Annotated in this window: 14 protein-coding genes; 2 read left to right on the forward strand and 12 right to left on the reverse strand. The window is 65.9% G+C overall.

Annotated elements, in window-relative coordinates; translation table 11 throughout:
* Positions 1-54: 54 nt before the first annotated feature.
* Positions 55-267 (forward strand): hypothetical protein, encoded by a 213-nt coding sequence (locus NZM16_RS11110; RefSeq protein ID WP_295480406.1) that lies wholly within the window; start codon positions 55-57, stop codon positions 265-267.
* A gap of 242 nt (positions 268-509) precedes the next feature.
* On the opposite strand, the gene NZM16_RS11115 is transcribed toward NZM16_RS11110, so the two are convergent.
* Positions 510-710, reverse strand: coding sequence for a Uma2 family endonuclease (locus NZM16_RS11115; protein WP_295480408.1), 201 nt, complete (start codon positions 708-710; stop codon positions 510-512).
* Positions 711-1215: 505 nt separating this feature from the next.
* On the opposite strand from NZM16_RS11115, the gene NZM16_RS11120 reads away from it, so the two are divergent.
* Positions 1216-1482, forward strand: a complete 267-nt coding sequence (locus NZM16_RS11120; RefSeq protein WP_295480409.1) for a hypothetical protein — start codon at positions 1216-1218, stop codon at positions 1480-1482.
* A gap of 112 nt (positions 1483-1594) precedes the next feature.
* Here the strand turns inward: NZM16_RS11120 and ptsP are convergent, their stop codons facing one another.
* From ptsP to dhaL, 11 genes are all read right to left on the reverse strand, one after another.
* The gene (gene ptsP / locus NZM16_RS11125; protein WP_295451147.1) at positions 1595-3304 is read right to left on the reverse strand and encodes a phosphoenolpyruvate--protein phosphotransferase; all 1710 of its coding nucleotides are present in this window, start codon (positions 3302-3304) and stop codon (positions 1595-1597) included.
* On the reverse strand, positions 3301-3582 hold the full coding sequence (locus tag NZM16_RS11130) for an HPr family phosphocarrier protein (protein ID WP_295480411.1): 282 nt from the start codon (positions 3580-3582) through the stop codon (positions 3301-3303). Before NZM16_RS11130 ends, ptsP begins: the two co-directional genes overlap by 4 nt.
* A gap of 306 nt (positions 3583-3888) precedes the next feature.
* Positions 3889-4296, reverse strand: a complete 408-nt coding sequence (gene dhaM / locus NZM16_RS11135) for a dihydroxyacetone kinase phosphoryl donor subunit DhaM (RefSeq protein WP_295480413.1) — start codon at positions 4294-4296, stop codon at positions 3889-3891.
* Between the two features lie 9 nt (positions 4297-4305).
* Positions 4306-4857, reverse strand: coding sequence for a type 1 glutamine amidotransferase domain-containing protein (locus NZM16_RS11140; RefSeq protein ID WP_295451142.1), 552 nt, complete (start codon positions 4855-4857; stop codon positions 4306-4308).
* Positions 4858-4983: 126 nt separating this feature from the next.
* Positions 4984-5619, reverse strand: a complete 636-nt coding sequence (locus NZM16_RS11145) for a hypothetical protein (protein ID WP_295480415.1) — start codon at positions 5617-5619, stop codon at positions 4984-4986.
* Positions 5592-5951: a hypothetical protein gene (locus tag NZM16_RS11150; RefSeq protein WP_295451136.1), complete on the reverse strand. Its 360-nt coding sequence runs from the start codon at positions 5949-5951 to the stop codon at positions 5592-5594. Before NZM16_RS11150 ends, NZM16_RS11145 begins: the two co-directional genes overlap by 28 nt.
* Before the next feature lie 28 nt (positions 5952-5979).
* Positions 5980-6369, reverse strand: coding sequence for a succinate dehydrogenase, cytochrome b556 subunit (gene sdhC / locus NZM16_RS11155; protein WP_295451133.1), 390 nt, complete (start codon positions 6367-6369; stop codon positions 5980-5982).
* The gene (locus NZM16_RS11160; protein WP_295480421.1) at positions 6366-7085 is read right to left on the reverse strand and encodes a succinate dehydrogenase/fumarate reductase iron-sulfur subunit; all 720 of its coding nucleotides are present in this window, start codon (positions 7083-7085) and stop codon (positions 6366-6368) included. The genes sdhC and NZM16_RS11160 overlap by 4 nt, the downstream gene beginning before the upstream one ends.
* A 255-nt stretch (positions 7086-7340) precedes the next feature.
* A complete protein-coding gene (locus NZM16_RS11165) occupies positions 7341-8504 on the reverse strand; it encodes an FAD-dependent oxidoreductase (protein WP_295451127.1) in 1164 nt (387 codons plus the stop codon).
* Between the two features lie 100 nt (positions 8505-8604).
* Complete coding sequence (gene glpK / locus NZM16_RS11170) at positions 8605-10119, reverse strand: glycerol kinase GlpK (protein ID WP_295451125.1); 1515 nt, start codon at positions 10117-10119, stop codon at positions 8605-8607.
* A 72-nt stretch (positions 10120-10191) separates the two neighbouring features.
* The gene (gene dhaL, locus NZM16_RS11175; RefSeq protein ID WP_295480423.1) at positions 10192-10830 is read right to left on the reverse strand and encodes a dihydroxyacetone kinase subunit DhaL; all 639 of its coding nucleotides are present in this window, start codon (positions 10828-10830) and stop codon (positions 10192-10194) included.
* Positions 10831-10895: the final 65 nt, after the last annotated feature.

The raw sequence follows: 10895 nt of genomic DNA on the forward strand, positions 1-10895 counted from the left end.
GTCGTGCGCTGGCCTTCGGGTTATCCACAAGATTCAGGCAGAGAGGAGAGCGCCATGCGACCCCTTCCTTTTCGAGCTGTGCTGGTGGAGGCGGTGGTTAGCGGGTTGGTCTTCTTTGTGGTGGGATTGTCCATACGGCTGTGGATGGATGGACGGACGCTGCAAGAGGCCTTTTCGATCGCGCTGGTTGGCGCCATCGGTTTCGGGATCGCTTGGACTGGCTTTCACGTTCTCCTTCGTCGCACCGTCCGCCGGCACACACGGTGAGGCGGGAGCCGGTTGGGCTGCTTTACGGACGGCCATACAAGGGTTGACCCGCCCTCCCGTTGGGCGGGGTCTGCGTCGGGAAGTGCCGCTGGCAGCGATTGGATGTGGCTTACAGGCCAGCCCAGCGCTCAACACGCGTCCAGCACGGGGAGGATGAGACAGAGGCCGAAAAGGGCTGGGAGGGCTTCCCGGCTACGCTTCGCCCGGAAAGCGATTGCAGCCTGCGCGCGGGGGGCTTCCGCTCAGACAATCGCCGGCGAAACGATCTCCTCCACCCGGTCCACCCGGGCTGTAGACGGGGAGGTCACCTCCACCACCAGATCCGGCACCCCACAGGCCTGCTCCCCGATGCGGTCCGTGTGCTCCTTCGCGATGAAGAAGAGATTGGGCTCCCGGATCTTCCCCGGCCACAGGCGCACGGGCAGCGGGGCGATCCGAAACATGCCCTAGGTCATGCTCCAGGCAGAGCAGGACTCCCTTGCCGGCCCATGACCGTCCCTCCGTCCTCATGCAACGCGCAGGCGATCCCCTTTGACAACAGGCTGGACAATCGGCTCGCTGTTCGATCGCCTCCATTGCGGCGGTCTCGCTCCGTCGCGGGATCGGCTCGTCCTCTACCGGCTCCAGATGCCCCTCGATCGCTTCCCGAAAGTCCCTTAGGGCCTCCTTGACGGTCTCTCCCTTGCGGATGCGACCAGGCAGCAAGGGCACGCTGAGTATGCCCACCTCCTTGCTCAGCTCCAGCATCGTTTGGAATCGCACGAGAACCTCCTCCGAGCTTCGGCGAACATTTGCTCCACGACCTTGCTTCGAAAAGCTAGGCGATCTAAGATGATAAGGGAACCCCAAGGGTCGCCGCGGCGCGGCCCGGATTCGAGGAGGTTCTTTCTGAACACTGGAGGCGGCCGAGGCCAGCGGCATGCCAAACCGGGCCAGAGGAGGAAATCCATGCAGCGCTCTAACCCTATGCAGCGCCTGCAAGAGGGCGTCGCTCGAGTTCCGGCCCTGCCCGTCCTCGTGGCCCTTACGCTGAGCGCCGCAGTAGGGTCCATCATCGCTGGCGTGGGGCTCGAAGGGCTGAGGGTCGAAGAGGTCCTCCCCCGCGCGCTGAGCAGCGCGGTCGGCGCGGCGATCGGTGGGACGCTCTTTTACTTCTACTTCCTGATCCTGCGCCGGATCCGAAAGCCAACCAATGGATCACTCCCACACTCTTAGGGTGTTAGGGTGGAGCCGACCGCGGGATCGCTGCGTGTAGTCGGGCAACCCGATCGCCGCTCGAGGTGAAGGGAAAAACGATGAGGGCCTTGGATCGAGGATCGGATGGGGCTCAGGGATGGGCTTCCATCACCCGCCGGCGGACGGCCTCGGGATCCGCCTGACGAAGCGCTTCCTCCGCCAGCGCGCGGGCTTCCGCCATCGACCAGCGGCGGACAGCGGCTTTGACCTCCGGCACCCGCACTGGGTTCACGCTGAGCTCCTGCACCCCCAGCCCGATCAGCACCGGCACCGCGACGAGATCCCCCGCCAGCTCCCCGCAGACGCCGACCCACTTCCCGGTCCCCTCCGCCGCGGCGGTCACGTGGCGGATCAGGCGCAGCACCGCCGGGTGCAATCCGTCGGCCAGCCCGGCCACCGCCGGATTCGTCCGATCGGCCGCCAGGGTGTATTGCGTCAGGTCGTTGGTCCCGAGGCTGAAGAAATCCACCCAGGGCAGGAAATGCTCCGCTAACAGCGCGGCCGCCGGCACTTCCACCATCATCCCCACCTGCAGGTCCGACGGCAGGGGATGACCTTCTGCGGCCAGGTTCGAGCGCACTTCCTCGAAGAACGCGCGGAGCCAGCGGATCTCCTCCACGGTGCTCACCATCGGGAACATAATCCGCAGCGGGAACCCCGCCCCGGCGCGGAGCAACGCCCGAAGCTGCTGACGCAGCAGGTCCGGATGCTGCCGGGAGAGCCGCACGCCCCGCACGCCCAGGAACGGGTTGGCCTCCGGAGGCATGGGGAGGTAGGGCAGCGGCTTGTCCCCACCGACATCCAGGGTGCGCACCACCACCGGCTTTCCCCCCATGGCCTCCAGGAGCGCTCGGTAGACGTTGATCTCCTCCTCCTCGGTGGGGGCCGCTGCTCGATCCAGATAGAGGAACTCCGTGCGCAACAGGCCGATGCTATCGGCCCCCTTCTGGAAGGCCTGGCGGGCATCCTCCAGGCTCCCCACATTGGCGGCCACCTCGATGCGCACGCCATCCCGGGTCTGGGCCGGCTCATGGGCCACGGCCTCCGCCTGCGCCCGCTCCTGAAGCCACAACATCCGCCGGGCCTGAGCCTGCCGCACGGTCTCTGGCTCGGGCTCCACCTCAATCCATCCTCCCTCGCCGTCCACCAGCAAGGGCGCCCCATCGGGAACCGTTCGGAGGGCTGCGCCGACCGCCACTACCGCAGGAACCCCCAGGCGGCGGGCCAGGATGGCGGCGTGGGCGGTGGGTCCCCCTCCTTCCGTGACGAAGGCCAGCACCCGCTGGGGGTCCAGGGTGACGGTTTCCGAGGGCAACAGATCATCGGCCACCACCACCACGGGGTGATCGGGCATCCGGGGCGCCTCCGGACCGCCCGCCAGATGGCGCAGCACCCGATTCCCCACATCCCGCACATCGGCCGCCCGGGCCTGAAAATAGGGATCCGGCAGCGCCGATAGCTGAGCGGCGAAGGCCTCCACGGCCTTCTGCCACGCCACCTCCGCGGAGGCCCCTGCGGCGAGCTCCGCTTCCACCGCAGCCATCAGCTCCGGATCCTGGAGCATCAGCTCCTGGGCCTCGAAGATCGCCAGCTCCTCGGGAGACAGGCGCTCTCGCTGGGCCTCCCGCAACGCGGCCAGCTCCGCCGCCGCCCGCTCTTGGGCTTCTTGCAGCCGCATCCGCTCGACCGCTGCATCCTCCCCTTGCATCCGCATCGCAACCGGGAGAGCCCGCCGGAACCACCAGGCCGGGCCTAGGGCGATCCCTGGGGAAGCCGGGAGCCCCTGTAGACGACGGCTCATCCGCCATCCTCTCCGAACCGGGATTCCACCAGCGTCTTCAGCGTGATGATGGCATCCGCCTCATCCGGCCCCTCTGCGATGATCTCAATGACATGGCCGCGTTCCGCGCCCAGGGTGAGCACGGCCAGGATCGCCTTCGCGTTCACCGGGGGCGTCCCACGGGTGACGTTGCGCACTGTGATGTTCGAGCGAAAGCGAGCGGCCGTCTGAACAAAGAGGGCCGCCGGCCGCGCGTGCAAACCGACTGCGTTGGTCAAGGTCAACGTGACCTGTTGCATTCCTCCAGCCTCAAATCGGATCAATCCCGATCTATTTGTATTGTAGGGGCAGGTTGTATTGTGGGGGCAGGCCCCCGTGCCTGCCGCAGGCCCCTGTGCCTGCCCCCCGTCGGGGCGACCACGGGGGGTTAGGGCAACCATGGGGGGGTGCCCCTACAAAACGATACGGCGCATCGGTTTTCGTAGGGGCGGGCACGGGGGCCCGCCCCCGTTGGGGCGACCACGGGGGGCGGGGCAACCACAGGGGGTTGCCCCTACGAACGGAATCGTGCCGCGCAGACGACGCCTCCGGCCCGCGTTTCGTCTTCATCCCCCCTGGGGCACCTTAGGCATCCGACAGGCCTCAACCGCCGAAGCCTCGATCTCGGTCGCGGTTTTGCCGATCGAGGCCTCCACCGCGGCGACGATCGCGCCCTCCACCAGCGGCGCCTGGCTTAACCGGATGCGGGGGCGGACCTCGGGGGCCAGCATCTCGATCGCCATCTGGGCTCCCATCACCGCGCTGCCCAGATCCATCAACACCAGGACCTCATCCGCCTGGGCGAGGGCCATCTCCAGCGCCTGGCAGATTCGATCCACGTTGGTGCCCAGGGTGTGCTCGTCCAGACCGCCGGCCGCAAAGATCGGAACCCGGCCCCGCACCATCTGCTCGGCCAGTTCCTTGACCCCTTCCGCCAGTTTGGCGCTGTGGGCGACGATCACCAGAGCGACCATACAAACCTCTCACCGGGCGGGGGATGGAGGGACCAGCTCGCCCACCAGGGCGGCCACCAGCTCCCGGCAGAAGGCCGGGATATCCGGAACCACCCGACCCCAGACCAGGTTGCCGTCCCGGAAGGCCGGCTCATCCACCCAGATGGCTCCCGCGTTGATCAGGTCGTCCTTGATCCCCAGGCTTCCGGTCGCCCGGTGCCCCCGCACGATGCCGGCCGAGATCCCCACTTGGCCGCCGTGGCAGATCATCGCCACGATCTTCCCTTGCTGGTAAGCCTCGCGGACCAGGCGGAGGACCGCTTCATAGCGCCTCAGCTTATCCGGTGCCCAGCCGCCGGGGACCACCACCGCATCGAAATCCGCAGCGGAAACCTGATCGGCGGCCACGTCCGCTTTCGCGGTGAGCCCCCCACTTTTGCTGCGGACGACCTTCCCGGCCTCCAGCCCCACCACCGTCACAAAGGCTCCTTCCTCCTGAAGACGCATCAGCGGGACCCAGAACTCCAGGTCCTCGAAGCCCTCCTCCACCAGGATCGCCACCTTTCGACCATTCAATCGCATGGCTCCTCCACCTCACTCCAGGATCAGGGGGTTTTGGAGGTGGACAGCTGGCCTGTAGCCAGCCCCTCCCTTCCATCCGCCTTGCGGAGGACGGGCCTCTGGTCCGCCGCACCGGCATATGTTATGTTAGGAGACGCGCCCTTCGATGAGAGTCCGCTCGCACGCTGGGCAGTTCTCAACTTCCCATACATGTTCCAGGACCGTGGCGTCGATGAGCTCCGGCGGACCCTCGCGGAACCCCACTGCTCCGCACCGGCAAGCATACCAGCCCAGCGGGACCTTTTCAAAGGAAAGGGCCGGCCCCAGAGGGATCTCCTCCACCCCCATACGCCACCGGGCGTTGGTGAATAAGCGACGACAGCCCACGCGGCGAAGTTTATGCATGTAAACGGGGAAAGCCGCACAATGCCGCATCAACAGGATCGCGCTCTCCACCGGGGGGAACGGCCAGGTCCGCGCGTCCGCCCAGACGATCGTTAGCTCCTCCGAGAGTTGAAGCGGCTGCTCCCATCGCAGGGCTCCTGGGAGAAATCCCCGCGCGCGCATCCCTTCGGCCAGCAGGGCCCACTGGCGTTCCACCGCCACCACCCGGCATCCCCGCTCCGCCATCCGCGACGAAAGCCGAAGATCTCCCGCCCCGATCTCCAGCACCCGCTCCCCGGGCTGGAGCCGGGCCAGGATCCCATCGTAGACCTCTTCGTCATAAGGGGCCCATAGCCGCTCCCAGTCGTCGATCATACGCCCCGCGATCGAACCAGCCACGAGAGCCATACCCCATAACCGATCATCACCAGGCCCAACAGCGTCAGGCCCCGCTTCAGCCAGCGATCCGTTCCCGGCCCGATTCCCAGATCCAAAATAATGGCTCGAACACCCATCAGCGCGTGGGCGGTGACCACCACCAGGAAGAGGATCTCCCAGGCGAACACCACCGGATGGGACAGATAAGCCACTACATCCTGATAGGTTCGCAGGCCGCCTTCAACCACGAAATGGTTGAAGACCATATGAAGCGTTAACAGGATCAACAGGAGCAACCCGGTGAAAGCTTGCCAGATCCACATCTCATGGCCCCTGGGAAAAATAAGATGCAACCCGAGGGATTTTGTGAACCGAAGCCGTTTATCCAGTGATCGCGAAGATGGCGTAGACGGCCACAGCGGTCATCAGCAGGGTCAGGGTCATCACCCCCCAGAACAGCCGGGCCTGATGGGGCACGCCGATCCCCAGGCCCAGCAACGTCACGCGAACGCCATTCAGCGCGTGATACAGGATCCCCAGGATCAGAAGGCCATCCAGCGCCAGAAAGAGCGGGGACTTCGCCATTGCGATGAAGGCATCCCACGCCTCGGGCCCCTGGGCGAGCAGGCGCAACACATACAGATGGATGAACAGGTAGATCACCAGGCCGATGCCCGTCAGGCGCATGAGCAGGAAGGCCAGCCCTCCTTCCCGGCGGCCCCGCAGGTCGACCCATCCGCCCGCGCGCTTCCAGCGCGATGCTTCCTTCATCGCCCACCTCCGATCCAGCGCCGGAACTTCTCGACGATCAGGCGACGGCGCAAACGCCCGATCGCGGAGGCCGGATCCACGTTCGATGGACACGCCGCTGTGCATTCCATCGCGGAGTGGCAGCGCCAGGCCCCGTGCGGATCATCGGCCAGCGCCAGCAGCCGTGCGGTATCCCCATCGCGGGGTTCCGCCAGCATCCGTTCGATGGCCGCCAGGGCCGCCGGCCCCAGATAAGCCTCATCGGCGGCCATCACGGGACATGCGGAGAGGCACAATCCGCATTCGATACAGTCTTCGAAGCGGGTGCCCTGCTCGATCCCCCCCGGCAACGGGCGATCCGCGGTAAGCTCGTCCCGGCGGATGATAGCGAATCCGATCTCCGCCATCCATTGCATCATGGGCGAAACGTCCACGAGGAGATCCCCCAGCCAGGGGAAATGTCGCAATGGCTCCACCTGGATCGCCCGATCCGGGGAGAATTCCCGAAGCGGGGTAATGCACATCAGGCGTTCGCGGCCATTCACCCGAACCCCACAGGCACCGCACGAAGCGTGATGACATGCATGGCGGAAGAGCAGGCTGCGATCCTGCTCGGCCCAGATCTTTTCGACCGCGTCGATGAGATAGGCCTCCGCGGGGAGCTCCACCCGATAAGTCTCCAGTCGGGGAGGGCTCCCCGGGCGCCCCCGCAACAGACGCAGTTGCCATGTGGGCATTCGCGGGCTCCTCCGAAATTCCTGAGTTTGAGGTTGGGGGCTGGACCGGGGGCCGAAGGCCCCCGATCCAGCCCCAAGCACCTTCTCCTCTCTTCCTGCGACCCCCTGGGCCGCGGGAAAGGAAAAGGGGAGAATTCCGCCTTCCCCGCCGATCCGGATCGCTTCCATTCCACGGCGTCAGGCAGAGGGCTTCCCCAGCCCGCAAGGGCTATGGAGGGTGAGGCAAATGGGGAACATCCCTCCCCCATGCAAACCCTACCCCTCAAAGAAGGCCCGATAGGAAAGCAGGGGCGTCTCCCGGGTCCGGCACGGGATCTCCAGCCCCAGCTTAGCGCACACCACGTCGACCACCTTCTCGGCCATCGCCCGCGCGGTGGTCATCTTCCCTCCAGTGATGGTGACAAACCCCTCCACACCGTCGGCCGCATGGTCGAAGCACTCAAAGGTGCGGGAGAGCTCCCGCCCATCGGCGGCTACTCCGCGCCGCCCCACCAGCGGGCGGGCCACGGCGAAGATCCCCCGGATCCCCCCCTGCGTGTAGCCGGGGATAAACTGCTCCGCCCGATCCAACAGCAGGCGCACATGGTCTTCCGGGATCGGGATGAAATCCGGATCTTCCACCCGCCATGAGGTGGTCCCGATGATCGCTGTGCGGCGCTGGGGGACGATGATGTCGCCGTCCCCGGGCATGTTCAGGCGGTTGATCACCATGCGGTTCCAGCGTCGGCCCACCGAGATCATCACCCCCGCCGTGGGAACCACCGGGACGTCCACCCCGGCCATCGCGGCGATCCGGCCAGCCCATGGACCGGCAGCGTTCACCACGATATCGCCGCCGATCACCCGCTCCTCGCCGGCTCGACGGTCCCGCACCCGGACGCCGGCAACCGTCCGGCCCTGAAAAACGAAATCCACCGCCTCGGTGTAGGTGAGGACGGTGGCACCGTTATGCTTGGCCGTGGCCAGGAAGGCGAGGCAGAACCGGAAGGGCTCGAAGACCCCATCCGGGACCTGGACCGCCGCCCGAATGTTGGGGTTGAGATGGGGCTCCAGCGCCAGAGCCTGCTTCACCGGGATCTCTCGGGCGGGGATACCGCATTCCTCGCAGGCGGCCAGGAACCGCTCTTTGAAGGAGAGGTCCTGTTCATCCAGGGCCACGAACAGGCCGTCGTTCAGCTCCAGGGCCTCCGGCATGATGCGCCGCAGGATCATGTTCTCCTCAATGCACTCCCGGGCCGACTCCGGATCCCGCATCGCATATCGGCCTCCGGAGTGCAGCAAACAGTGGTTCCGCCCCGAAGTTCCCGAGGCGACCTCGCCCCGTTCCACCACGGTCACACGGAATCCCCGAAGGGCCAGGTCATGGGCGGTGGCCGCCCCGGTCGATCCCGCGCCGATGACAATGACATGATAGGGCATCACAGAGGTCTTCCTCCTCCAGAGGCGCCTTGGGGCGGGCCCGCGGGCCCGCCCCAAGGCGTAATGTCTAGATCGGAGGATCCGCGCGGTGGCCCCCGGTTCAGAACTCTACCCAGCCAAAGGATCGCTCAACGGCCTTCTTCCACCCGGCGTAGAGCTTCTCCCGGGTCTGCGGATCCATCTGCGGCAGCCAGCGCTTGTCCTCCTTCCAGTATTGGCGGATCTGCTCCGGCCCGCTCCAGAAGCCCACCGCCATCCCGGCCGCATACGCCGCGCCCAGCGAGGTGGTCTCCGCGATCACCGGCCGGACTACGGGCACGCCCAGGATGTCGGCTTGGAATTGCATTAACAGCTCGTTGTAGACCATCCCGCCGTCCACCCGGAGTTCCGCCAGCTGGATCCCGGAGTCCGCATACATCGCGTCGAACACGTCCCGGGTCTGATAGGCGGTGGCTTCCAGAACGGCCCGGGCCAAGTGGCCTTTGTTGATATAACGGGTCAGCCCCACGATCACCCCGCGGGCGTCCAGCCGCCAGTAGGGGGCGAAGGCGCCGGAGAAGAAGGGCACGAAGTAGATCCCCCCGCTGTCCTCTACGGTGCGCGCCAGGTCCTCGATCTCCGCCGAGCGGGAGATCAGGCCCAGGTTATCTCGCATCCACTGGACCAGAGCCCCGGTGATGGCGATCGAGCCCTCGAGGGCGTAGATGCAGGGGCCATCACCGAATTGATAAGCCACCGTGGTGAGCAGGCCGCTCTTGGAGGGGACGATGTTCGTGCCGGTGTTCAGGAGAAGGAAGCATCCGGTGCCGTAGGTGTTCTTGGCCATCCCGACCTCCAGCCCAGCTTGGCCCACCAGGGCCGCCTGCTGGTCGCCCAGGTCGCCGCACACCGGCACCTCCGCCCTGAGCGGCCCGCTCTTCGGCGTCTTCCCGTAAATCGTAGGATCCGAGGAGGGACGGATCTGGGGCAGCATCTGGCGCGGGATGCGATGGATCTTCAGGATCTCATCGTCCCAGTCCAGGGTGCGCAGGTTCATCATCATGGTGCGGCTGGCGTTGGAGACATCGGTGACGTGAGCGCCGCCGTCCGGCCCGCCTGTCAGCCACCAGATCAACCATGTGTCGATGTTCCCAAAGAGGGCCTCCCCCTTCTCCGCGTCCTCCCGTACCCCGGGGACGTTGTCCAGGATCCACTGGAGCTTGGGGCCAGAGAAGTAGGTGGCGATGGGGAGGCCGGTCTTCTCCCGATACATCGTCTCGTAGCCTTCGCGCTGAAGCTGGGCGCAGATGGGGGCCGTGCGGGTGTCCTGCCAGACGATCGCGTTGTAGTAAGGCTTGCCGGTGCGCTTGTTCCAGACGATCGTGGTCTCCCGCTGGTTGGTCACCCCGATCGCGACGATGTCCTCCCCTGTGATCCCCGCTTTGGCCAGTGCGTTCTTCACCACCTCCTGGGTCCGCTCCCAGATCTCCATCGGGTTGTGCTCGACCCAGCCCGGCTGCGGGTAGATCTGCTCGTGCTCCTTCTGGTCCCAGGCGACCGCGTTGCTCTCATGATCGAAGATCATGGCCCGGGTGCTGGTGGTTCCCTGATCGATGGCCATCACATACTTCGCCATGGCGATTCCTCCTGGTCGTTTGTGATGAGGTTATACGGTTCCGGGGCAAACCTGAGGATGGAAGCCGACCGCTCAGGTCGCGTTGGCCCATGTATCGGCAGCCGCCTTCAGAATGAGATAAGACGAAGTCGCGCCGGGATCCTGATGGCCAGCGGAGCGCTCGCCCAAGTAGCTGGCGCGCCCCTTCCGGGCCACCATGGGGATCGTGGCTTTCATCCCTTGCTCCGCCGCCTCCGCCATCCGCTGGAGGGCCTTCCCGAAGGGGGTGCTGTTACGGATCGACTCTTTGAACGCCTCCAGGGCCGGCAGCAGAGCGTCGACCATCGTTTTATCGCCCGGGCGAGCCTGCCCGCGGGCGATCACCCCGTTAATGCCCGCCTCCAGGGCCTCCGCCCAGTCCTCTGGGGTCAGCATCAGCTTGTTGGCGGTCTTCACCCCCATTTGTAGGAAGAAGGTCCCATAAAGCGGACCGCCCGCACCGCCCACCGTGGCTACCAGGGTCATCCCCAGGGTCTTCAAGATCGTCCCGATGTCCTTGTCCGCGACGGAAGGCAACTTCGCCATAAAGGCCTTGAATCCACGATCCATGTTGGCGCCGTGATCGGCGTCGCCGATGGCCGCATCCAGTTGGGTGAGATAGTCCCGATTCTCCTCCAGCACCGCGGCGCAGCGCTCCAGCCAGGCCACCACATCATCTCGCATCACCGGCATCTCCTGCGCACCTCCGCTCGAATTTAGAGGCTTCCGGGAGACCCATTCTAGGCCCCTTGGGCCTC

The sequence above is a fragment of the Thermoflexus sp. genome (assembly GCF_025055495.1).
Classification (GTDB): domain Bacteria; phylum Chloroflexota; class Anaerolineae; order Thermoflexales; family Thermoflexaceae; genus Thermoflexus.